This window comes from Bifidobacterium olomucense (genome assembly GCF_012932375.1).
Taxonomy (GTDB): domain Bacteria; phylum Actinomycetota; class Actinomycetes; order Actinomycetales; family Bifidobacteriaceae; genus Bifidobacterium; species Bifidobacterium olomucense.
In genome coordinates this window covers 188535-213287 of record NZ_JAAIIG010000001.1, presented here as the reverse complement: position 1 = coordinate 213287, position 24753 = coordinate 188535, and the positions used below count along the sequence as shown (strand labels likewise).

General features: G+C 59.2%; 19 protein-coding genes. 11 read left to right on the top strand and 8 right to left on the bottom strand.

Annotation, left to right across the window (positions count from 1 at the left end; all coding sequences use genetic code 11):
- Positions 1-410: 410 nt before the first annotated feature.
- The gene (locus G1C97_RS00975) at positions 411-1904 is read left to right on the top strand and encodes a sugar porter family MFS transporter (protein ID WP_169240110.1); all 1494 of its coding nucleotides are present in this window, start codon (positions 411-413) and stop codon (positions 1902-1904) included.
- Between the two features lie 257 nt (positions 1905-2161).
- Positions 2162-3838 carry a phosphoglucomutase (alpha-D-glucose-1,6-bisphosphate-dependent) gene (pgm, locus tag G1C97_RS00970; protein ID WP_169240109.1) on the top strand — a complete coding sequence of 559 codons (1677 nt, stop codon included), beginning with the start codon at positions 2162-2164 and terminating at the stop codon, positions 3836-3838.
- A gap of 596 nt (positions 3839-4434) precedes the next feature.
- Here pgm and G1C97_RS00965 read toward each other — a convergent pair.
- Positions 4435-5490 carry a hypothetical protein gene (locus G1C97_RS00965; RefSeq protein WP_417852195.1) on the bottom strand — a complete coding sequence of 352 codons (1056 nt, stop codon included), beginning with the start codon at positions 5488-5490 and terminating at the stop codon, positions 4435-4437.
- A 423-nt stretch (positions 5491-5913) separates the two neighbouring features.
- Between G1C97_RS00965 and G1C97_RS00960 the strand changes: the two genes are divergently transcribed.
- Together G1C97_RS00960 and rpiA are read left to right on the top strand one after the other, a co-directional pair.
- Positions 5914-6945: a ribonuclease H family protein gene (locus tag G1C97_RS00960; RefSeq protein ID WP_169240108.1), complete on the top strand. Its 1032-nt coding sequence runs from the start codon at positions 5914-5916 to the stop codon at positions 6943-6945.
- Positions 6946-7077: 132 nt separating this feature from the next.
- On the top strand, positions 7078-7776 hold the full coding sequence (rpiA, locus tag G1C97_RS00955) for a ribose-5-phosphate isomerase RpiA (RefSeq protein WP_100496276.1): 699 nt from the start codon (positions 7078-7080) through the stop codon (positions 7774-7776).
- Positions 7777-7949: 173 nt separating this feature from the next.
- On the opposite strand, the gene G1C97_RS00950 is transcribed toward rpiA, so the two are convergent.
- On the bottom strand, positions 7950-8039 hold the full coding sequence (locus G1C97_RS00950; RefSeq protein ID WP_004268639.1) for a 30S ribosomal protein bS22: 90 nt from the start codon (positions 8037-8039) through the stop codon (positions 7950-7952).
- Positions 8040-8191: 152 nt separating this feature from the next.
- A complete protein-coding gene (locus G1C97_RS00945) occupies positions 8192-8830 on the bottom strand; it encodes a hypothetical protein (protein ID WP_169240107.1) in 639 nt (212 codons plus the stop codon).
- 239 nt (positions 8831-9069) lie between these two features.
- Between G1C97_RS00945 and radA the strand changes: the two genes are divergently transcribed.
- The 7 genes from radA (at position 9070) to G1C97_RS00910 (ending at position 16911) form a co-directional block, all read left to right on the top strand.
- The gene (radA, locus tag G1C97_RS00940) at positions 9070-10506 is read left to right on the top strand and encodes a DNA repair protein RadA (RefSeq protein ID WP_169240106.1); all 1437 of its coding nucleotides are present in this window, start codon (positions 9070-9072) and stop codon (positions 10504-10506) included.
- Positions 10507-10593: 87 nt separating this feature from the next.
- The gene (locus G1C97_RS00935; protein ID WP_169240105.1) at positions 10594-12123 is read left to right on the top strand and encodes an adenosylhomocysteinase; all 1530 of its coding nucleotides are present in this window, start codon (positions 10594-10596) and stop codon (positions 12121-12123) included.
- Entirely contained in the window at positions 12120-13505 is a 1386-nt protein-coding gene (locus tag G1C97_RS00930) for an amidohydrolase family protein (protein ID WP_169240104.1), read from the top strand. The genes G1C97_RS00935 and G1C97_RS00930 overlap by 4 nt, the downstream gene beginning before the upstream one ends.
- 126 nt (positions 13506-13631) lie before the next feature.
- Positions 13632-14117: a cupin domain-containing protein gene (locus G1C97_RS00925; protein ID WP_169240103.1), complete on the top strand. Its 486-nt coding sequence runs from the start codon at positions 13632-13634 to the stop codon at positions 14115-14117.
- Between the two features lie 137 nt (positions 14118-14254).
- Positions 14255-15118: an ABC transporter substrate-binding protein gene (locus G1C97_RS00920; protein WP_169240102.1), complete on the top strand. Its 864-nt coding sequence runs from the start codon at positions 14255-14257 to the stop codon at positions 15116-15118.
- 138 nt (positions 15119-15256) lie between these two features.
- Positions 15257-16117 (top strand): amino acid ABC transporter permease, encoded by an 861-nt coding sequence (locus G1C97_RS00915; RefSeq protein ID WP_169240101.1) that lies wholly within the window; start codon positions 15257-15259, stop codon positions 16115-16117.
- An 8-nt stretch (positions 16118-16125) separates the two neighbouring features.
- Positions 16126-16911 (top strand): amino acid ABC transporter ATP-binding protein, encoded by a 786-nt coding sequence (locus tag G1C97_RS00910; RefSeq protein WP_169240296.1) that lies wholly within the window; start codon positions 16126-16128, stop codon positions 16909-16911.
- 170 nt (positions 16912-17081) lie between these two features.
- Here the strand turns inward: G1C97_RS00910 and ribF are convergent, their stop codons facing one another.
- From ribF to nusA, 5 genes are all read right to left on the bottom strand, one after another.
- Positions 17082-18215: a bifunctional riboflavin kinase/FMN adenylyltransferase gene (ribF, locus tag G1C97_RS00905; protein ID WP_169240100.1), complete on the bottom strand. Its 1134-nt coding sequence runs from the start codon at positions 18213-18215 to the stop codon at positions 17082-17084.
- 128 nt (positions 18216-18343) lie between these two features.
- Complete coding sequence (gene truB, locus G1C97_RS00900; RefSeq protein ID WP_169240099.1) at positions 18344-19462, bottom strand: tRNA pseudouridine(55) synthase TruB; 1119 nt, start codon at positions 19460-19462, stop codon at positions 18344-18346.
- A 166-nt stretch (positions 19463-19628) separates the two neighbouring features.
- Entirely contained in the window at positions 19629-20138 is a 510-nt protein-coding gene (rbfA, locus tag G1C97_RS00895; RefSeq protein WP_169240098.1) for a 30S ribosome-binding factor RbfA, read from the bottom strand.
- Positions 20139-20332: 194 nt separating this feature from the next.
- Complete coding sequence (infB, locus tag G1C97_RS00890; RefSeq protein WP_169240097.1) at positions 20333-23218, bottom strand: translation initiation factor IF-2; 2886 nt, start codon at positions 23216-23218, stop codon at positions 20333-20335.
- A 322-nt stretch (positions 23219-23540) separates the two neighbouring features.
- Complete coding sequence (nusA, locus tag G1C97_RS00885; protein WP_169240096.1) at positions 23541-24620, bottom strand: transcription termination factor NusA; 1080 nt, start codon at positions 24618-24620, stop codon at positions 23541-23543.
- Positions 24621-24753 lie beyond the last annotated feature (133 nt).

Here is a 24753-nt window from a genome sequence, read left to right as displayed (position 1 = left end):
ACGGAAGTCAACGTCATTGTCTCGCATCGGCGCCCGCTTTGTCCATCTGCCACGTTGGCTTGCCACGTTATCTCATCGCCTCGTCGGGGCACGGCATTCCCCATGCCGAATCAACCGGTGCTAACGATTGCAAAATCCACGGATGCTCGGAGTGTCGCGAACGAAAAAGTCGTATCCTATTCCTCACACGTTGCGTAGCAGGGTTGTTACTTGGAAACGAGGCAAGACCTGGAGCGATGTGGAATCTGCATATCCATACGTTGATGAGATATACATGTTCCACGTTGTTCCAGGTCTTTTTTGTTGTCAGGTAACTTCGAGGCAAACGGAGCCTCGCTGCATGCAGCATACGAGCCGCGCGAACAGACGCGGCCAGCCAATGGCTCAATGGCGACGAAAGGACCAAGGCAATGACGGCAACAACACCCGCATCGGTGCAGGCGGCTTCCCAGAACCATGAAGCGGATGTCGCAGACACGGTGGCGGCCGAAGCGGCAAACGCGATCGAATCCATCGAAGCAATGGAGAATCGCGGCTTCTCCTCACGATTCCCGCTGAACAGCTCGTTCATCTTCACATTCGGCGCGCTCGGCGGCATGCTGTTCGGTTTCGACACCGGCATCATTTCCGGCGCCTCTCCCCTGATCGAAACGGATTTCGGCCTGACTGTCTCCCAGACCGGCTTCATCACCTCCTCCGTGCTGATCGGCTCCTGCGTGGGCGCGCTGTCGATCGGTGCGCTGTCCGACCGATTCGGACGCAAGAAGCTGCTGATCGTTTCCGCCCTGCTGTTCCTGCTCGGCTCAGGCATGTGCGCCACCGCAACCGGCTTCCTGATGATGGTCGCCGCACGTATTATTCTCGGCCTCGCCGTGGGCGCAGCTTCCGCTTTGACTCCGGCCTATCTGGCCGAGCTCGCCCCCAAGGAGCGTCGTGGATCGCTCTCCACACTGTTCCAGCTGATGATCACGTTCGGCATTCTGCTCGCCTACGCCTCCAACCTCGGTTTCCTCGGCCACAATCTGTTGGGAGTCCGCGATTGGCGCTGGATGCTCGGCTCGGCGCTCGTTCCCGCCGCGCTGCTGCTGATCGGCGGCATCCTGCTGCCGGAATCGCCGCGTTATCTGGTCAACAGGGGTGACGAGCGCAATGCCTTCAAGGTGCTGACCCTGATTCGCAAGGACGTGGATCAGACGCAAGTGCAGCTTGAGCTCGACGAGATCAAGGCCGTGGCCGCCCAGGACACCAAGGGCGGCGTGCGCGAGCTGTTCCGCATCGCCCGTCCGGCGCTGATCGCAGCCATCGGCATCATGCTGTTCCAGCAGCTGGTCGGCATCAACTCCGTGATCTACTTCCTGCCGCAGGTGTTCATCAAGGGCTTCGGCTTCCCTGAGGCAGACGCCATCTGGGTGTCCGTGGGCATCGGCGTGGTCAACTTCGTCTCCACTATCGTGGCCACCATGATCATGGACAAGTTCCCCCGCAAGGGCATGCTGGTCTTCGGCTCCATCGTGATGACCGTGTCTCTCGCCATTCTCGCCGTGATGAACTTCGTAGGCGATGTCGCCGTGCTCGCCGTGCCGACCATGATCCTGATCGCCTTCTACATCCTCGGCTTCGCCGTCTCCTGGGGCCCGATCGCCTGGGTGCTCATCGGCGAGATCTTCCCGCTGTCCGTGCGCGGCATCGGCTCCTCCTTCGGTTCCGCCGCCAACTGGCTGGGCAACTTCATCGTCTCCCAGTTCTTCCTCGTGCTGCTGGATGCCTTCCACAACAACGTGGGCGGTCCGTTCGCCATCTTCGGCGTGTTCGCGGCGCTGTCCATCCCGTTCGTGCTGCGGTTCGTGCCGGAGACCAAGGGCAAGTCGCTGGAGGAGATCGAGCAGGAGATTTCCCGTCACTGATTGTCGATTGATTGTCGTGCCCCAAGTTGGCATGACAATCACCATTTGGCCTTGGCCGGTATTGTGTGTCTCTTATGCTTGGGAATCGCACAATGCCGGCTTTTGCTTTTTGGCTTCGGATGCCCCGGCGTACCGCGACTTTTCGTCCGACTCTTTGCCGCGTGTCGTCGCTTCTTTTTTCATCATTCGCACAAAAGTTGACAACCCTTAACATAACTGCGCCCAAAACGTTGAAATCCGTGGCACAATAGGGAAGCATGGTAGCAACAAATGCGGGCATGCCCGCCACCCCAGCAGATCTGATCAACGTCGATGAGGTCATCGGCAAGTACTATGACCTTGTCCCCGACCCCTCTGTTCCGGAACAGCGCGTCATTTTCGGCACTTCCGGACACCGCGGTTCATCCCTGAAGACTTCGTTCAACGAGGCTCATATCATCGCCATTTCCCAGGCCATCGCCGAATACCGCAAGAAAGCCGGCGTCACCGGCCCGCTGTACCTCGGCTCCGACACCCACGCCCTGTCCGGCCCGGCCAAGAAGACCGCCATCGAAGTGCTCGTGGCCAACGGCGTGCATGTGCGCGTCGACTCCCGTGACGACTTCGTGCCCACCCCCGTGGTTTCGCAGGCCATCCTGACCCACAACCGCGCGGCCGACGGCACCCAGCGTTTCGAGGGCGAAGGTCTGGCTGACGGCATCGTCGTCACCCCGTCTCACAACCCGCCCACCGATGGCGGCTTCAAGTACGACCCGGTCACCGGCGGTCCGGCACCGGCCGATGTGACCAATGCCATCGCCGCCCGCGCCAACGAGCTGCTCGGCGACTTCAAGTCCATCAAGCGCGTGCCGTACGAGGAGGCCATCAAGTCCGAGTATGTCGAGGGCTTCGACTTCCGCGAGCATTACGTCGACGATCTGGCCAACGTGATCGACTTCGATGTGATCCGCAACTCCGGCGTACGTCTGGGCATCGACCCGCTCGGCGGCGCTTCCGTGAACTACTGGCCGCTGATCAACGAGAAGTACGGACTGAACATCGGTGTCGTGCGCCCCGAAGTCGATCCGACCTGGCGCTTCATGACCATCGACCACGACGGCAAGATTCGCATGGACCCCTCTTCCCCGTACGCCATGAAGGGCTTGGTTGATGAGCTCAACGCCGGCGCTTGGGACAAGTACGATCTGGTTGGCGGCACCGATCCGGATGCCGACCGTCACGGCATCGTCTGCCCGAACTGGGGAGTCATGAACCCGAACCACTACATCGCCGTGTGCGTGGAGTACCTGTTCGGCGGCAACCGCCCGGGTTGGCCGGACGGCGCAGCCGTGGGCAAGACGCTGGTCTCCTCCTCGCTGATCGACCGTGTGGCTGCATCGATCAATGCCAAGGTTATTGAGGTTCCGGTTGGTTTCAAGTGGTTCGTCGACCCGCTGTTCAGCGGCGAAGTGGCCTTCGGCGGCGAAGAGAGCTCCGGCATGAGCTTCCTGCGCCGCGATGGTCGTGTGTGGACCACCGATAAGGATGGTCTTATTCCCGACCTGCTGGCCGCTGAAATCACCGCCAAGACCGGCAAGAACCCGGCCGAGCTGCACAAGGATCAGGTGGCTCGCTTCGGCGAGTCTTGGTACAAGCGCGTGGACACGCCGACCACCCTTGAGCAGAAGCAGAAGTTCGCCAAGCTCACCGGTGATGACGTGACCGCCACGCAGCTGGCCGGCGAGGACATCACTGCCAAGCTCACCGAGGCTCCGGGCAACCACGCCAAGATCGGTGGTCTGAAGGTCACCACCAAGGACAACTGGTTTGCGGCTCGTCCTTCCGGCACCGAGAACATCTACAAGGTGTACGCCGAGTCCTTCGAGAGCCCCGAGGCCCTTGACAAGGTGCTCGACGAAGCCAAGCTCGTGGTCGATAAGGCCCTGAGCGAGTGATTCGCCGAATACTGCGAATACATGCTTCGGCATTAAGTGACTGAGTGTTAGACGGTAGGGGTGTTGAACCGCAACGTGTGGTTCAACACCCCTACCGTTTTGGTCGTGAAACAACACACAGCAACACGCATATTGCGGTTTTGCGGCCGACGGTGTTCCGATTGGCCTTGCAATCGCATCGCTATGACAGTGTGCATATGCATGTTTATTCGAATGTATCAGCGTGCGATAACGATGCGAATGCGATATTCGCCGGTGCATGAATATGTGGTTGCACAGACGTGTGCTGCAGGGCATGCGATGCACGGGCGCGGTACGAACCGATGATGCGGCCCCTTCGCTGATGTCGTACCATTTTTCATTGCCACAACCGTCCTGCACCCCTTCATTCTTAAAGTTGTGACAACGGAAACGGCCATTTTGCGTAAAGCACATCAATAAGCCATTGGCACATTATTTCGATATCACCCAATCTAGGCACATGTACCACACGACCGTGCGCGGTTGCGCAACTGCGACTTGCGCAACCGCGCAGTCAGCTCAGGGATTCGGCCGCCCCAGCACACAGTCCCAACCCGCGCAGGTCACGGCCATACCTAACCCAGGCTTATCGAGAGCTGCCGCATGGTCTTAGGCAACACCGAGAATGCAAACACGGCTCCGCGCGATGCAAGCGCACGAGCTACGTTAAACGCAAATTCAGCGCGAGCATCCGCATCGGCAAGACTGGCCGCCGTAGCGACAAACACAATCCACTGGCGACCTCGCAGTTTGTCGCGCTTCTCCTGGTCGCGCCGCCATTGCATCTTGTCCGTACGGTGATGATCTCCGTCATATTCAACCGCCACTTTTTGCTCGGGCCATGCCATATCCAACGTTATAGCGACAGCCGATCTGAACGCAGCACCCGGCACTTCATAATTCAACACGGGTTGCGGTATGCCATGCGATCTCAGAGCAAGTCTTTCCTCGGACTCTTTGGGAGAATCCGAGCCCGGCATAATGAGCGTCAGCGCACGTTGACATGCCAAACGCCCTTTGAACCCCGACAAGTCCTCCACGAATCGTTTCAGATCACCATAAACCATAGGCGCCGTACGCCCTCCGGCCAATAACGGTTGCCGGGCGATTGCAGTGATCATCGAATCGCCAAGTACGATCAACGATTCCAAAGTCATGTGCGTGGCAAGTTGAGCCCATACGTGAAACAGGTCAAGAGCGTATACATTCTGGTCCACCCTCACCTTTTCGGCTGTGGAGGCATGCTTCCAGATATGCGGATGAATCGGTAATCCCCGGACGCGGACGCGTTGATCGCGCGAGCTGGAGACCGTATGCAGCTCATACGAATCAAGATCACAATCCATCGGAAGAGGAACAGACTGCAGTACCAGTGACGTGGTCATGCCAAACAGCAGTGTGGAGTTCAAGCGTTGGGCCGCCTCAGCGCAACGGCGTTGCATATCACGCTTGCGCTGCTCAAGGTTCCCTCTCATAGCATCCGCATTCGCAGGCGAAGGTACCACATCATACTGGGATCGAGAGGAGCGCACAGACTGCGCTGACTGCGCGACGTAATCGTAACGTGTCACAGGCCGGTCTTCATATCGGCCGAAAACAACCTCAGAATCCTCCGGAGGTGGCTGTCTCATCTGGAAATTGTTCATGGCGCCACGATATCGATTTCGCAAGTTGGTGCAAAGCTCATCCAGGACATGTGGTTCCAGCTTGTTGAGTTATCCACATAGAGCATGAGGAAAGTGTACGGAATCACTGCAATGCAATCATATGCGAACATGAACGCACGTAAAAAGGCGCCCGAATGCATGTTCCTGATTGTATCGATTGCCACGCCGCAGCCCAATGGCGGTTTGGGTGAAGTTGTACCACGGCACCTTGCCACAACAACCTGAAACCACGAGCTTCCGTAGCATCGTGGCAACAGAAACCGCCATTCTTCGGAAATGGCCTTTAAGTCTCATGGTACGAAATCGTGAAAAGAGCCAATTCAGCAAATCGTGCCGCAAGCAGAGCATGCTACAGACCCGCCCGCAGCACACGATAGGGTTAGATGCATGACTATTACAGTATCGACAGACGGATCCGCACTGGGCAATCCGAACGGCCCGATGGGCTGGGCATGGGCCGATCACGCGAAAAACGCAGGTGGCACCCCCGGCCATGAGCATGACGAGCATGGCTACGACTCTGGCGGTGCCACGAACGGCACGAATCAGATCGGCGAACTTTGCGCGGTACTGGAGGCCCTGCGCGCCCATCCCGGATCCGAACCACTGCTCATTGAGTCCGACTCGCAGTATGCCATCAACTGCTCAACCACATGGGTCAAGGGTTGGAAACGCAATGGATGGAAGAATTCACAGAAAAAACCGGTGAAAAACGTCGAGCTGATCAAGGCCATCGACGCGGAAATCTCCCGCCGTCCGGGACCGGTGAGTTTTAAGTGGGTCAAGGGCCACGCCGGCAATGCAGGCAACGAGCTGGTGGACGAGTTGGCTCGCACGTATGCGGGCGATTGCCGTTCGGGGGCGCGAGACGGATATTTGCCTATCGAAGGTTGGCAGTCGTTGTTGCACTCGGAATACGCGCATGGCACCGATGTGCCGCCGGATGTGCAACTGGTGTTGGACGGTCAAGCCGATGCATCAAGCTTGCGTAAACCAGTCGAATCCGACGTTGCGCAAACACAAGAACCGGGCGGTTCCGCCGTCAAGGGCAACGGAAAACAATCGTTGGCTGATCTGTTGGCCGAGCCGGAAGGCGTGCCGGACTTCGATTTCGACGTTCGCACAACCGCCGCTCCTACGGCCGAAGTCAATAGCGACGACGCGCCGCAGAGCGCTATCGCTGACGCACAGACGCATGCTGCCGCTTCAGCAGTCCCAACATCTTCAGCGATTCCGGCTGTCAACGCTCAGCCGAGCGGACTGACGGTTTCCGGCACACTGGTCTTCTCCCCCGCCCCCAAAACCAGCCCGTATTTCAACGGACAACCTATGCCGATTTCCGGCACCATCGCCGTAGAAGGCTATGTAGATGGTGACGGTAACCTGATCGTCACCAACGCACCATTTATCCGACGATAGTAACCAATATCACACAAACGCCTACCAAAAGCGGACACGACGGCACAACTTCGTTCATGCGCGTTAGGATAGGAATCGGACTTCACAACGCGAATACATTCGTGAAGTACGCAAGGCAAAGGAGATACGTAAATGGATAAGGCACAGCAGGATGCCCTCAAGAAGGCGGCCGGCATCGAAGCCGCCAAGCTTATCGAGAATGGCATGATCGCCGGCCTCGGCACCGGTTCCACCGTCCGCTTCCTGGTGGATGAGCTGGGTCGCCGAGTGCAGGAGGAAGGCCTTGAATTCACTGGCGTGACCACCTCCCGTCGCACTCAGGAGCAGGCCGAAAGCTACGGCATCAAGATCGTGGACATCGACGACGTGGATCACATCGATGTGACCATCGACGGCGCCGACGAGGTGGACAAGAACTTCAACGGCATCAAGGGTGGCGGCGCCGCTTTGCTGTGGGAGAAGATCGTGGCCACCAACTCCGACAAGATCGTATGGATCGTGGACGAGTCCAAGGTGGTGGACACCATCGGCAAGTTCCCGCTGCCCGTCGAAGTGATCCCCTTCGGTGCCGGCCATGTGGTCAAGGAGTTCGAAGCCAAGGGCTATAAGCCGGTGCTGCGTCTGGACGCCGAGGGCAAGGAAGTGCGCACCGACGAGAACAACTTCGTAGTGGACCTGCATCTGGGCCGCATCGACCACCCGCAGGAGCTGGCCGAAGACCTGATCAACACCGTAGGCGTGGTGGAGCACGGCCTGTTCCTCAACATGGTGGACAAGGTCATCGTCGGCGATCCGAACGGTCCGCGCGTCATGACCAACTCCAACAAGTGAGCCTTGCGAGTGTAGCACTCGTACTCATTTCTCAATAAGAGCCACAGAGCCGCATCTGCATATCGCAGCATGCGGCTCTTCTTGGTTCACGGCTTAAATACGCAAACGAATAAAAAGAATCCCCGCAACCGCTGTGATTGCAGGGATTTCAATGCCTTTTATCGCAGGTAAGACTACTTGCGCTGGTGGCGGGTCTTACGCAGCAGTTTGCGGTGCTTCTTCTTGCTCATCCGCTTGCGGCGCTTCTTGATGACAGAACCCATCTGAAGCCTCCATTTCGATTAATCGTAAAAGTTGCAACTCGCACCATACTACACGTCTTGCCCGACAGCACCAACACGTATGTTGCGAACGTCACGTACAGACGCATCAGGCATTGATGCCGGCAAACACCGGACACCAATTGCTCCATGCGTCACATGGGGAATTGCTGGTAGAAGCGGTCAATAGCATCCGTGGAGCCGGTGGCCTGGAACACGACGGTATCGTTCTGCCAGATAGCCACGGATTTCTTGGAATCGGAAGCGTCGGTCTTGACCACGTAGGCACCGGTAACGTTGCCGGACACCTTCACGTTGCCCGAGGCGGACTCATCACCGGTCTGGGCCGCGACCAACGCATCATACTGCGTTTTGGCGCTGTCCGCGGTAGACCACTGCGCGCTGATCAGCGTAATGTCGTTGGTATCGGTGCCGACGGCATAGGTCAGCGTGTACTCCTCAAGCGGCGATGCGGCGCTCCATGTCGCCGAAGCCTCCGCCTTGGTGCGAGCGTAGTTAAGTACGCTGTCCGGCATGGACTTCAGCAGTTCGGTGGCATCATCCGGCAGAGCGGTGGCTTTGATGCTGGGCGTAGTGGGTTCGGCTTTAGCCGTCTGCTTCTTATCTCCGGTCTGAGTCGTGGTGCTGCCGGTGGCGGCGCTTTTGTTCAGGGCCCAGCCCGGCCAGACGAAAGCCGAAAGTACAGCCAGGATAATCACGACTGCAGCGGCGATAACCACTGCGATCAGTTTGCCGTGAGACTGTGTGGTTGAGGAGTTCTCAGTAGTAGTCATGCCCATGATTCTCTCACAGCCACGTGACGCTGTCGGTCTCCCAGACCGGTCCTCTCACAGTCTGCGTGAATGTATCGTGCAATCCGGAAAGAGCAATCCATGCGACAACGGCGATGCACTAGGAAACCGGCCGAGTCAGATCGCTGCGTTCGGCAACCATGGCAATCCTCATAACGGCTTGTTTTCGTGAGAGTCGGTAAAATTTTACCGAGATTGCGGATAGCAGTTACTGTGGAATCATGGCGAAATCAACTGTGCAGTACATGTGTTCCGAATGCGGGTGGAGCACTGCGAAATGGGTGGGGCGATGCCCTGAATGCGGCCAATGGGGTACCGTTGAAGAGTTTCATGAAGCTCGTCCCGCAGCCGGAGTGCGTACTGCAGCGCCCGGGCGGACCTCGCGCACGCAATCGGCATCGGTGCCGGCCGATGCGCGGTCTGCCGCACGTCCTATCACCGAGATCGATACGGAAAGCGTGAAACGACTGCCCACCGGCTTCAGTGAGTTCGATCGCGTGCTCGGCGGCGGCGTGGTACCCGGTTCGGTGACGCTGATCGCCGGAGAGCCGGGCATAGGCAAATCGACACTGCTGCTGCAGACGGCCGGCAATGTGGCCAGGACCGTGGCAGCGAAAGGCACCTCGCCGGCCGGTACAGTGCTCTATATTTCCGGCGAGGAATCACAGGCTCAGGTGCGCTTGCGCGCTTCGCGCATCAATGTCGTGGAACCGAACCTACTGTTGGCTTCCACCACCGACCTGTCCACGGTGCTGGGTCTGATCGAGCAGACGAAGCCGGCACTGGCCATTGTGGATTCCGCGCAGACCATCGTCTCCCAAGAGGTCGATGGCATCTCCGGCGGATCCACGCAGGTGCGGGAAGTGGCGAGCGCATTGATCGACACCGCCAAAAGCATGGATATTCCCGTGTTCCTGGTAGGCCATGTAACCAAAGACGGCTCGATTGCCGGCCCTCGCACCTTGGAACATCTGGTTGATGTGGTGTGCCAGTTCGAAGGCGATAGCGAAACTGCGCTCCGCATGCTGCGCGCGATCAAGAACCGTTTCGGACCGACTGACGAGGTCGGATGCTTTGACATGAGCGGTGAAGGAATCGAAGAGGTCACGGACCCGTCAGGGCTGTTCCTCGGCAGCGACCCCAATGCCACCGACACGACACCGGTGGAAGGTACGTGCGTGACGTTCACCTTGGACGGGCATCGCAGTCTACCGATCGAAGTACAGGCGTTGGTCACCAAGTCCGTTCTGCCCACCCCCCGCCGTGCCGTCAATGGCGTCGATCCCAGTCGCATCGCTATGCTGACCGCAGTTCTGTACAGGCATAGCAAACTTAACCTGCTGGCCAATGACCTGTATGTCTCCACCATCGCCGGCGGTCAGGCCAAGGAACCCAGTTCGGATCTGGCGATCGTGGCGGCATTGGCGAGCGCCGCCACATCCAAGCCGATCGCTCGCTCCACGTGCGCGATCGGTGAGATCTCTTTGACCGGGCGGGTTCGGCCGGCCCCCCGCATGGAATACCGTCTGCGTGAGGCGGCACGGCTGGGCTTCACAACCGCCGTTGTTCCACCGATGCGCAAACCGATTCATATCGACGGGTTGCGTCTCGTGGAAGCAGGCACATTGGCCGATGCGCTGGAAACGCTCTTGAAATAACACACGGCGGACACCAAACGGCTGTCGACTCATATGCAAAACGGATGTTTTAGGATAGTTCCCATACTGCACAACGAGGGAGTGGAAATGACTCGAAACGACTCAGTTGGTTGTGACTTCGTTGCCTGGGCGGAGACGTTTTCACAACGCACCAATCGTTCATTGGCCGGCGCACGCCTAGCTATGGCATCACCTGACTTGCGACCGGATCATGTATCTGCAGCCCATCAATGGGGCATGACCGTGGAACAACCTGATGCGACGCATGAGAGCCCCGACGATTTTCGTTTTGATTTGTCCTTGCCGATTGAGCAAATCCCAGACATGCGCAAAGCCTCAGGTTTTGAGGCGATGGCCTACGCCGAAGAGCATATGCCGGTGTTGCGCGATGTCATGGACGGATTGCACGATCGCGGCATTGATTTTTCAGGGGTCCGCATCGCCGTCTGCTTGATCTTGGAGCCGAAAACCGCGATTCTGCTGCGAAAACTGCATGCAGCGGGAGCGATCGTGGGCGTCTATTGCGGCCCGGATTCCACGGATCCACGTGTCGCAGAACAACTGAAGCGCGAAGGCATCATCGTGGAATCAAGCCGCGATTGGACGCCTAAGCAGGCTCAGGAGGCGGCATTGCGTCTACTGGACACCATTCAGCCTGATATCATCATCGACGATGGTGCGAGCTTCGCCCGTCTGGCCTCTCTCGAACGCCCAGAACTCGCGGCAAACCTGATTGGCGTGGCCGAGGAGACGACCAGCGGCGTGAGGGCTTTCGCCGGTATGGAGGCAGCGGGAGCGCTCACCTATCCGGTGGTCGCGGTGAACGACAGCATTCTCAAAACCGGGTTCGACAACGCGCATGGCACCGGTGAAACCTGCGTGACCACGATGCAGCGCATTCTAGGTGCCGATGCCTTCTCCGGAGCCCGAGTCACTGTGATCGGATACGGCCCAGTCGGCCGGGGATTCGCGCGGCGAGTGCGGGCATTGGGCGCACGCGTGACGATCTGCGACATCGATGCCGTAGCCGCGCTCAAAGCCGTGTTCGACGGGTTTGAGGCCCGTGACATCAATGATGCGTTGCCCTCAGCCGATATCGTGATTTCCGCGACCGGTGTGCGTCATACGATCACGCTTGAGCATATGCGACTGATGCGCGAAGGCACGGTATTGGCGGTGATCGGCGGCATCGCCAATGAGATCGCCCTGGATGAGGTGCCTGATTTCACGCCCGCGGTGAATCGCGAACGCTTCGATCTCAAGGTTCCTGAAGGCCCGACGCTCACGTTGCTGGCGGATGGGGATGGGGTGAACTACACAGTCGGCGGCGGCAATCCCATTGAGATCATGGATCTGAGTTTCGCTGTGCAGGCCAGTGCGGTCGCCTATCTGCTTGAGCATCAAGGAACGCTCCCCCACAAGCTGATTCGGCTTGACTCCGAAACGGACCGCCGTATAGCCGACGCGGCGCTTAAGGCACGCGGATATCAGGCCAGCCACGCGGTGGCCGATAATGGCTACGACTGGCGATTGACGCGATTCGCGGAGAATGCGCGCGGCTATACCGCCACCAGACCGGCGCAAGCGAACACACTGACTTCCAAGGAGGCCCGATGATTTCCACCGAAGCGGCAGTATGGCCCGGCAACGATCCGGAACTCGTTGACCAGGTGACGCTGTATTCAGCCAAACTGGTAATTCCTGTGACCGGTCCGGTGATTGTGGATGGCACAGTGGCCGTGCATGGCAACCGTGTGATCCATGTAGGCAAGCGCCACTGGGTTATGGAGGCGCTGAAGCAGGAGACCACGAAGAACGCCACGATCACCGAACATCACTGGGATGGCGTGCTGACTCCCGGCCTGATCAACGCGCATACCCATCTGCAGTACACTGGCATGGCAGAAGTGGGGCGTGGCACCTACGACCGCTTTCGCGCATGGGAGCTGGCCTTCAACAAGGTATATGCCGAAGCGCAGCAAACGCAGCCTTGGAAGCAATGGGCGGAGGACGGCGCACGCCAGATGGTCGAATCCGGCACCACTGCGGCAGCGGATATCGTGACCGATCTGGATGCCGCCGGGGCTCTCGCCTCACAAGGCATGCACGGCATCGCCTACTGGGAGGTTATGGGCTGGCATAACGACGAATGGCTCGCCAAGGGGCGTACCGAGCTGAGTCGTCAGCTGCGCAAGATGAGCCAGGAGCGGCTGCCGAACCTGGGCATCAGCCCGCACGCGCCCTACACGCTGGAATCCGAGCCATTCGTGGATCTGCCGGATATCGCACGACGGCTCAATATGCGCTTGCACATCCATTTGGCCGAAACCCCGCTCGAAGCCGGCACCTATCCGCCGGTGCTCACCACATACTCCGCCGCCGACTGGCGCGATCATGACTGGGTGAGCTACAAGCAGCTGAAAGAGGTCGGCAAGGGTGCATCCGCCATCCAGTTTGTCGATCAGCTTGGTTCTCTGGGACCGGATGTGCATATCGCCCATGGCGTGTGGGCCGATAAGGAGGATCGCAGAATCCTGCGGCAGCGCGGTGTTGGCGTGGCATTGTGCCCGCGTTCGAACCGCATTACCAACACCGGCAAGGATGCTCCGATCCGCGAATACCTTGAGGAAGGCAATCTGGTTGCGGTGGGTACCGACTCGTTGTCGAGCACGCCAAGCCTCGACCTATTGGATGACGCCTCCATGCTGTACGACCTCGCACGCGAGCAGGGATATACGAGCGACGATCTGACGCACCGGCTGATTCGCATGCTCACACTGGGCGGTGCCGCTTCGATGGGCATGCATGTGGGTGTCAACCGCATCGGGCAGATCAATGCGGGGGCGTTGGCCGATCTGGCGTTCTTCGACATTCCTGTCGACACATCGTCGCCAGCCGGCATCGAAGAAACATTGGAGACGCTCATCCGCCACGGTGCAGGCACCAATCGAGCCACGGTGATTGCCGGGCGCGAGGCATACAACAACGGAGCGTGGTGAGTGCTGTTGCTGTGCCGGCACTGCGGCAGCACTGACACGGCACAATGCAGCAATAAAGCAATAATGCGGCATACGCAACAGCGTGACGGCATAACGCAACAGCAGGAAGCAAAGGAAGGAGTACATATGAGCGTGGCATTGGAGGACATGAGCGCATACGCGCGTTCGGTGGTGGAACGTCTTGGTCTTGAGGCGCATCCGGAGGGCGGCTGGTACACACGCGATTGGCAAAGTCCGCATGAGGACGCCGTGAGTAAACGCCCGCTGGCTTCCTTGATCTATTTTCTGCTGCCCGAGGGAGATGCCAGCGCTTGGCACAAGGTGGATGCGGACGAATTGTGGCTGTGGCATGGCCCGGCACCGGTGACGCTGGAATTGGGCGGCGACGGGGATTCACCGCAAGAGGACGCCGCCAAACGCACGCAAATCACGTTGGGCAGCGGCATCGTCGCCGATGACGCATCGGCTGGCGGCACCGCCGACAGTCCCATTACAGGCCATGCCGTGGTACCGGCCGGCGTCTGGCAGCGTACACTTCCCGGTACCGCAGACGCCTTGGTGTCCTGCGTGGTCAGCCCGGGATTTGTGTTCGAGGGGTTCACCCTCGAATAACCGGCTATAACCAACGGCAATAGGCATGCAGGCTCCACCGTAATGTAAACGTTCTAAAATTGGCGCGCATGCGCCAAACGACCGTCAATCAATGTATTGCGGCGCGTATCCCATGCAGGAAGAGAGAGGATTCCATCATGTTCAACAATAAGAAAGGCTTCATCCGCGTAGCGGCCGCCACCGTGAGTGCTCTGGCCCTGGTGTTCACCGCCGCCTGCGGCTCCAGCCAGTCCAATAATTCCGCATCCGCTGATTCCAGCGATCTTACGCAGCAGACCGTTACCCCGGGCAAGCTGACCATCGCCACAGGTGAGCCGGCATATGAGCCGTGGGTCATGAACGACAAGCCTGAGTCCGGTGAAGGCTACGAGGCCGCCGTGGCTTACGATGTGGCCGAAAAGCTCGGCTTCAAGAAGTCTGACGTGGTCTGGGTACGCTCCACCTTCGACTCCGCCATCGCCCCGGGTGCCAAGGATTGGGATATGAACATCCAGCAGTTCGGCATCACCGACGCCCGCAAGAAGGCCGTCGACTTCTCCTCCAGCTACTACAACGACAGCCAGGCCGTCATCGTCAAGAAGGACGGCAAGTTCGCCAACGCCAAGTCCCTCGCTGATCTGAAGGACGCCACCATCGGCGTGATGGTCGGCACGCTGGCTTACGACTACGTCAAGAAGTCCATCAAGGAGGACATCCAGACCTTCAACGATGACGCCGCCTTGGCTCAAGCGCTCGACGCCGGCCAGATCGACGCACTGGTGACCAGCACCGTGGAATGCGTGTACATGGTCCAGTCCGAACAGGTCAAGGACGCCACCGTGCTCGGCCGCATCTCGGGATCCGAGGACAAGAACGGCATGGGCATCGTATTGCCCAAGGATTCCAAGCTCACCGCAGCAACCACCAAGGCCGTGGACGAGCTGAACGCCGACGGCACGCTGAAGAAGCTGCAGGACAAGTGGCTGGCCGAATACACCACTGATCTGACCGAATTGAAGTAGCCGATTCGGTTATCGCTGGCTTGGTCTGCCGCCACATCATGGCTACGGACCAAGCCATTTTCCATTTCACGAGATCATTGCATGCGATAATTCCTACCGCATGCATTTCACAGCAGTTCAAGGAAGCGAGCGCCGCACATGCAATCACAGACGTCAGCGCATGAGGTCAGCCAAGTCGAGCTCGACCGCCGCCAATACCGCCTTCAACAGCAAATCAAATCGGTTATCACCAGCCTTGTCAGCACGATTGTGTTCGTGGTGGTGATCGCCGTCGGACTGCACCTGTCCCCTGGCTGGCCACGAGTCAAGGAAACGTTCTTCTCCGGCGAATACTTCGTCAAATCCTTCCCGGACGTGCTCAAAGGCCTGTGGCTGAACGTTCAGGTGCTGTTGGTCGCATTGGTGGGCGTCGCGATCCTCAGCACGCTGATCGCGCTGATCCGCACCAGCCGTTCCCCCATTCTGTTCCCGTTGCGCATTCTCGCGCTGATCTACACCACCGTGATGCGAGGAGTGCCCATCATCGTAGTGCTGTACCTGATCGGTTTCGGCATTCCCGGTCTCGGTCTGTTCGGCCGCATCGACCCCTCGATTCTGGGAACCATCGCCGTCATCATGGGCTATAGCGCCTATGTATCCGAAGTGCTGCGCGCCGGCTTCAACGACGTGCACCCCTCGCAACGCGCTTCGGCACGTTCCCTCGGTCTTACGGCGGGCCAGACCACCCGACTGATCGTAATCCCGCAAGCATTGCGCAAGGTCGCCCCCGCCCTGATGAACGACTTCATCTCCATGCAGAAGGATGTCGGCCTGATCTCCGTACTGGGCGCAGTCGACGCCGTGCGCGCCGCGCAGATCGATGTGGCCAGCACCTATAACTTCACCCCGTACGTGGTGGCCAGCCTGCTGTTCATTCTGATGAGCGTGCCATTCATTCTGCTTAACGATTGGTACACGGCACGGCTGCGTAAGCGTGAGCTGAGTGCAGGCACAGTATGAGCAAGGCGATGACGATGGAAGACGCGGTGAGCACTATGAACGCAACACAGAAGACAATCTCCAAGCCGGTGCTTCGACTGGACGACGTACGCAAGTCCTTCGGTTCGACCCAGGTATTGCGCGGCATTTCCTTTGAGATCCAACCGCACGAAGTGGTCGCGTTGCTGGGCCCCTCCGGCTCCGGCAAATCAACGCTGATGAAATGCGTGAACCTGCTGGAGCAGGTGGATGACGGGCAGATCTGGCTTGGCGACACGGACATCACCGATCCGCGCGCGAATCAGGACCAGATCCGTTCGCGTATTGGCGTGGTGTTCCAGCAATTCAACCTGTTCCCCCATATGTCGGTATTGAAGAACGTGACGTTGGCTGCCATCAAAGTGCATCATTGGGATAAGGACCGCGCCTATACGCGCGCGCTTGAGCTGCTGGACCGCATCGGCATGCGCAACAAGGCGGATGCCTACCCGGATCAGCTCTCCGGCGGTCAACAGCAGCGTGTGGCGATCGCCCGTGCGCTGATGACCGATCCGGAACTGCTGTTGCTTGACGAAATCACCTCGGCCCTGGACCCGATGTTGGTGGGAGAGGTGCTCAATATGGTGGCCGAACTGAAATCCCAAGGCACCACGATTCTCATGGCCACACACGAGATGAGTTTCGCCCATGAAGCGGCCGACCGCATCGTGCTGTTGCGCGGCGGTGTGATCGCCGAAAACGGCACGCCCCGCGAGGTGATGGATGAGTCGGAGGATCCACAGACACGCGAATTCTTCGCGCATTTCCGGCACTGACATGTCTGCTGTTCTGCTGTCCTGCTGTTTTGTCGCGGCGCAGAATACAACGTCTTTATTGAAAATGGCTCTGGTGAAAGCGCCAAACCGAGCGCTTTCACCAGAGCCATTTTCAACCATCGCGTCGCAAGCTGGACAAACTGCGGCGATACAGCGGATTGCCGAACCGATCAGCAGACAGTTGCCGTCAGACGCTTGGTCTCCTCCACATTGCGCTTCAATTCAGCCACAAGCTCATCAGCGCTGCCGAATTTGACCTGCGGGCGCAGGAAACCGGTGAATTCCACACGCACCTTGTGACCGTACAGGTCAATCCAATCATCGGTGATGCAATAGGATTCCACCACGCGTTCGTTGAGACCGGTTTTCTCGCTGAAGGTGGGCTTGGTACCGATTGAGATGGCAGCAGGCCAACGCTTGTCTCCATCCACGAGCCACCCGGCATAGACGCCATCGACCGGAATATAGCCTTCAATGTCCGTACCGAGGTTCGCGGTCGGGAACCCGATGGTGCGGCCTCGCTCCTCACCATGTACCACTTCGCCTTCGATCGCATGCGGAGCGCCCAGAATGGCGTTGGCCTCTTGGATACGGCCGTGAGCGAGCAGATATCGTACATTGGTGGAACTCCACGCACGCATAGCCTTGGCCTGGTGCTTCTTGCTCCACGCACGACGTTCCGCTTTGCTGGCATTCGCCAACGGGTCGGTGGGCTCCCCCCATTCAGTAGGCATTTCCGGCTTGAAATCACGCGGGATACGCACTTCACCGGGGCCACGGTCATCCACTACGTCCAGTTCAAAGACACCGGTTGCAGCGGCCAGATTAGCCACATGATGTACATCGCCTTCACGCCCCTTGCCGAAGGCGGCATCCTGGCCGAGCACCAATGTACGCATACCGAGTTTACCCGTGAGACGGCCGAGGAAGAAGATGTACGACTTGGCGGCGAAGGCCAATGTGTAATGAACGACAAGCACCTGATCCACGCCCAACGACTCGATACGGCGCAGTCGCTCCCGCACGCTTGTCAGCGCTTCGGCATCGATCTGCTCTTCGTCAGGCTCCTGCCCTTCATGCTTGGCGGCCCAGCTATGCACAAAAGCAGGTCGAGGATCGAACAATATCACCACGGAGAAAGCATCATGTTGGTGAGCCAGCTCAACCACACGCTTGATCACGGCCTGATGTCCCAAATGCATGCCGTCGAAAGCGCCAAGGGTTACCACGGCTTTTTTATCGTTGTCGAACGAAGGCCATTCAACCTCGCCTTGGGCGTCCGGAGTCAGATGCGTGATGTTCATCGTGTCGAATCCTGTCCTTTGCTATACGTGTAGCTGTTCATGTTCCTGAAAATGTCTGCGAGTCTGAACCATGCACTCGTGGCATCGCGTCGTCGTCACAAAACGGCGCAATGCAAACCGCGTCTACTCTACTCGGCGGGGAATACGGTGGCGGGCTTGGCCTGGTGCGAGTTCGCGCGTTCTACAATGGCCACTACATCATGTGTTTGCGGCACAATGGCCACAGCCGGCATATCGACGGACCGTTCAATACGACGTCCGAACCGCAGCTCAGCCGCTTCTTCCGGCGTGATATCCAGTGACGGCATAGCTCCGCGCGCCGCCTGTTCCATACTCAGCGCACGACCAAGCAACCAAGCACGTCTCTCGTCACCGGACAATTCCACAGGCGTGTCCAACACGCACTTGTTTCGAGTGACGGTTTCGCCTTCACGATTGGTGAAGGTCTTGGTTTCACTATGGGCGCTGACCGTATGATTCTCAGTGGCGGTCATGTCTTCATCGCCGATAAGACCGCTGGTATCATCCGGCAAAGCAAACCGACCGACCCTGGTACGTCTTAATCGGACCAGATGTCCGCCAACGCCCAGTTCCTGTCCCAAGTCACGTGCCAAAGCACGAATGTAGGTGCCGGATGAGCAACTGACGCGTACATCCACGTCCATCACCGGAACTGCTGAATCTGAATTCTGCGGTTCAGCCCAATCAGCCATCTGCAATGGTTCGCCGGCGCATTCCCCAGCCACATACCCCTGACGGACAGCAAGTACGGTGAACTCGCTGATATGTACCGGACGGGCCTTCAGTTCCACGGCTTTACCTTCGCGAGCCAAGTCGTAAGCGCGTTTGCCGTTGATCTTGATTGCGGAAAAAGTATTGGGCACTTGTTCGATATCACCGGTGAAACGAGCCTCGATGACTTGTTGGATGGCGCTCTGCGTCATATCCGTAACGCTGCCGCCATGCCGGACATCAATCAGTTGGCCCTCAGCATCATCGGTGGTGGTGCCCATACCGAGACGAATCGTCGCCTCGTAGGTTTTGTCATGTTCCACGATGGCATTCAGCAGCCGTGTGGCGTGGCCGAATGCGATGACCAACGCGCCCGTTGCCATCGGATCAAGCGTGCCGGCATGACCAACTTTTTTGATATGCAATGCGCCACGCACCGCAGCCACCGCATCGAAACTGGTAATACCTTGCGGCTTGTCGATAACCAGTAGGCCATTGGGTTGATTCATTGTCATATCAGTACCTTTGGGGCATTACCTGTGACTCAATTTACCTGTGTCATACGTCAGCGTACGTTTTTCCAGAGTAGGTCGCCCTTCATCTGGAGGAACGTACGCTGACTGTCGCTCAGCGTACGTTCTTCCAGATAACAGGTCCGGTAGTCCGGGAAAACGTACGCTCCTACTCGTTTTCGGGGTAGTCCTCATCAGTCTCGCCGGACTCGGCTACAAACTCGTCATCAGCCTCATCATCAGGCTCGTCGTCGTGCTTGTACGGGTCGGCGTCACCGGCATACTGAGCGGTGGCGCGAGCCTTGGCCAGTTCCTCGTCACGCTTACGTGCCAAGGCAAGAATGTCTTCGATTTCGTGTGCCTCGCCGGGAACCTCGTCGAACACGAACTGCAGCTGCGGGGTCAGGCGCAGACCGGCCTTGCGACCAACAAGCGTACGCAGATGTCCCTTTGCCTGGTCGAGAGCCTGCTGGGCGCGCTTGCGTTCACCGGTTTCCTTGCCCTCATGGCCAAGCTGGGTCCAGTAGATCTTGGCGATCTGCAGATCGTTGGTCACGCGCACTTCGGTGACGGTGATATTCGTCAGGCGCTTGTCATGCAGCTCACGTTCGATGGAGGAAGCGACAACGCGCTGGATCAAAGCCGCGATACGGGCGGCGCGGGGGTTGGTTCCTGCCATGGGCAGATTCCTTTCACAAATGACGACATATGACTCGGCTCCCCCGTCAAGGGGGAGCTGTCGTCGTAGACGGTCGAAAGCAGGGATTCGGCTTGACGCCGAAACTCTTTCGAACTCACTTCGTTCGGCAGCTCCCCCTTGACGGGGGAGCCAGAAATATAGGTATCCGATTGATTATCGGACGAGGCGATGCACTACTTACGTTCGACCTCGCGCATCTCGAAGGTCTCGATGATGTCGCCAAGTTCGATGTCGTTGAAGGTTCCGAGGTTGATACCGGCCTCGTAACCTTCCTTGACCGACTGGACATCGTCCTTGAAGCGGCGCAGCGAGGAGATCTCCAGATCGTTGACCGTAGCCACACCGTTGCGCAGAATACGGCACTTCGTACCGCGCTTGACCTCGCCGTCCTGCACCATAACGCCGGCGATGTTGCCGAACTTGGAGGAGCGGAAGATCTCGCGGATCTCGGAGTGGGAGGTGACGACCTCTTCGTATTCCGGCTTGAGCATGCCCTTGAGGGACGCCTCGATATCCTCGATGGCACGGTAGATGACCGAGTAGTACTTGATCTCCACGCCCTCGCGCTCGGCAAGATCGGCGACCTGACGGTTCGGACGCACGTTGAAGCCGATGATGACGGCCTTGTCGACCGTAGCCAGATTGACATCGTTCTGGGTAATCGCGCCGACGCCGCGGTGGATGACCTGGATGCCGACTTCGTCGGAGATCTCGATCTTCATCAAGGAGTCTTCCAGCGCCTCGACGGAGCCGGAGGAATCGCCCTTGATGACGATGTTGAGCATATCGATCTCGGACTCGGCGAACTTCTTCTTGAAGTCCTCCAGCGAGACGACCTTGCGACGCTTGGCCAGCTGGGCGGCACGCTCGGTGGCCTGACGCTTTTCGGCGATCTGGCGGGCTGCGCGATCATCGGAAGCCACAAGGAACAGGTCGCCGGCAGTAGGCACGGAGGTCAGACCCAGCACCTGAACCGGCGTGGACGGACCGGCCGCGTCCATGGTCTGGCCGTTCTCGTCGAGCATGGCGCGCACGCGGCCATAGGAGGTGCCGGCCACGATGGCGTCGCCTACGTGCAGGGTACCCTGCTGGACGAGCACGGTGGCCACGGCACCGCGGCCCTTATCAAGTCGGGCTTCGACGGTGGCACCACGGGCGTCCATGTTCGGGTTCGCACGAAGATCAAGCTCGGCGTCAGCCGTCAGCAGCACGGCTTCGAGGAGCTTGTCCACGTTGATGTTCTGCTTGGCGGAGATATCCACGAACATCGTGTCGCCGCCATACTCCTCGGGCACCAGTCCGAACTCGGTGAGCTGGCCGCGGACCTTTTCCGGATTGGCACCTGGCACATCGATCTTGTTGACGGCCACGACGATCGGCACCTTGGCGGCCTGGGCGTGGTTGATGGCCTCAACGGTCTGGGGCATCACACCATCGTCGGCGGCGACCACGAGGATCGCGACGTCGGTGAGTTCGGCACCACGGGCACGCATGGCGGTGAAGGCCTCATGGCCCGGGGTATCGAGGAACGTGATCTTGCGCTGTTCGCCGTCAAGCTCCACGGTGACCTGATATGCACCAATACGCTGCGTAATGCCGCCAGCCTCACGTGCGATGACGTTGGTCTTGCGGATGGTATCAAGCAAGCGGGTCTTACCGTGATCGACATGGCCCATAACGGTGACGACCGGCGGACGAGGCTGAAGATCCTCATCATCCTGCAGCTCTTCTTCATCGAGGTTGATGTCGAACTGCTGGAGCAGCTCCTTATCCTCCTCCTCGGCGGAAACAAGCTGGATGTTCCAGCCGATCTCCTCGCCCAGAATCTGGAAGGTGTCTTCATCGAGGGACTGGGTGGCAGTCGCCATCTGGCCGAGGTGGAACAGAACGGTAACCAACGCAGCCTGATTGACGTTGATCTTCTCCGCCAGATCAGCCAGGGACGCGCCCTGACGCAGGCGGATGGTCTGACCATTGCCGTTGGGGATACGTACACCGCCGATGGTCGGTGCTTTCAGCTCCTCATACTCATGACGCTTTGCCAGACGGTTCTTGCGTGCCTTCGAGGACTTGCCGCCCTGACGACCGAATGCACCGGCTGCGCCACCGCGACCACCGCGACCACCGCCGCGTGCAGGACCGTTGGAGGGAGCGCCGCCGCCCTGGAAGTTATTGCCGCCCTGACCGCCGCGGAATCCACCGCGAGCGCCGCCCTGAGCGCCGGCGCCGCCGCCCTGACCCGGACGGTTATGGCCCCACTGGCCCGGACGCGGAGCGCCCTGACCGCCGCCCTGACCCGGACGGCCGCGGAATCCGCCGCGGCCCTGACCGTTCTGGCCCTGACCGGGACGACCTGGACGACCGCCGCGACCACCTTCCGCGGTCGGACGAGCCATCGGATGAGGACGCGGAATATCACCCGGAGTCGGGGTACGCATACCCTGCTTGCGGGAGAACGGGTTGTTGCCCGGACGCGGGCCCGGCGTATGCGGGCGCGGAATGGCGTTTGATGCAGCACCGTTGGCATTACCGCCATTAGCGTTGGATTGGACGGACGGGCGAGGAGTCGGCGCACCGCCGCGATTATCGCGGTTGTTCTGGCGCGGACCGGGCTGGGCACCGTTCGCACGGTTCTGGGAGGGACGACCACCGTTGTTCATACGGCCCTGACCAGGGCGTGCCGGACGACCGTTGGAATCACGGTTGTCACGATGATCATGCTGTTCGTGACGCATCGGCGTCGGGGCAGCCGGACGGGCTGCATGTGCACGCGGCGTCGGAGCGGCCGGCGCGGGAGCTGCCGGAGCCGGGGATTCTGCCGCAGGCTTGTGCTGCTGAGGCATGGGCTTGGCAACAGGCTTCTGCGCGGACGGCGCCGGCTTGGTATCGCCCTTGGTGTTGTCCTTTGCGAAAGCAGCGCGCAGACGGCGCGCTACCGGAGGTTCAATGGTGGAGGAAGCGGACTTGACGAATTCCCCCATGTCCTTAAGCTTCTCCAGAACGGTCTTGCTATCGACGTTCAAATCTTTGGCCAGTTCGTATACGCGTGGTTTTCCCACTAATTACTCCTATTCTGTGACCACGCGACATGGGCGTGGTCAATTGGTGATGACGGCAAGCCTACCCTGTCTCATCGTTCGACCATGATCGTGTTACCTCGTCTCTGTGCGGGCGATTTTGCGCACACTGCGCCCACCCACATACGCCACTCAAGCATACTCATAGCGCTGGATAGCGGCATAGCAGCGAGCCGCGCCCTCCATCACAGGAAAACGCGGCTCGTGCAACGATGACAATATCAATCGGATTTCGTAGCGCTGCCACCATTCGGTTGCGCTGTCCGACTGTCGTACGGTTGTGCGGTAGGCTTCTCTACTGCTCTTACTCGCCCTGCTCCGGTTGCGCGGCAGCGGCCTGATCCTGCGCTTCCTGCGCGGCCTGTTCAGCAGCGACCTTCTTGGCATGCGCCTCAGCGGACTCGATGCCGATCTTCCAACCGGTCAGCTTGGCAGCGAGACGAGCGTTCTGGCCTTCCTTGCCGATAGCGAGCGACAGCTGATCGTCATGGATGAACGCGATGGCGGTCTTGTTCTTCTCGCTGATCACCTGCACACCAGTAGCCACAGCCGGGCTCAGCGCAGCAGCCACGAACTTCGCTGGATCATCGGAATAATCGACGATATCGATTTTCTCCGGGCCAAGGTTCTCCATAACAGCGCGCACACGAGCACCACCGGGACCAATCAAGGCGCCCTTCGGATTGACGCCCTCGGTGTTGGCCTTAACCGCGATCTTGGTGCGGGCACCGGCCTCACGGGCGATCGCCATAATGGACACCGCGCCCGAAACCAGCTCCGGCACCTCACGCTCAAACAGCTTGCGCACGAGTTCAGGGTGGGAACGGGACACCACAATTTCCGGTCCGCGAACGCCGCGAGCCACATTGACCACATACACACGGATACGCTCGCCATGACGATAGCGTTCTCCCGGTACCTGCTCACGACGCGGCAGAATGGCCTCCACGTCTCCCATGGCGACATGCACGTTGGAGGAATCGGATACATCCTGCTGGATGACGCCGGTGATCAGCTTGCCCTTCTGACCGGAGAAAGCGCCGAACACCTTCTCGTCTTCCGCACGGCGGAACAGCTGAGTGATGACCTGACGTGCAGTGGCTGCGGCAAGACGGCCGAAATCATGCGGCGTATCGTCGTATTCCTCGCCCAGCTTGGGAGCAGGATGCGGATCGTCTTCAGTCGGCTCTACCGGAATCTCATCGGCCGCCCACACAGTAAAGCTGCCGGCACGTTCATCGAGTTCCACACGAGCATGCTTGGCTGCATGCGGAGTCTTGAGATAGGCGAGACGCAAAGCCTCGGCCAGCGCCTCATCCAAGGTTCCGGGGTCGATTCCTTGCTCAGCGGCAAGCTTGTGCATTCCTGTCAGGTCCAGTTCCATCGATCCGTACCTCCTATGAAGTTATGTGGCGCATGGCCTTGAATGGTCACAGTTAGCTATTAGTGTAGATTTCCATGCAGACACATGCGCTTTGGTCCGAGTCAGCCCGCCGCATCGGGGCACTGGCATCCGC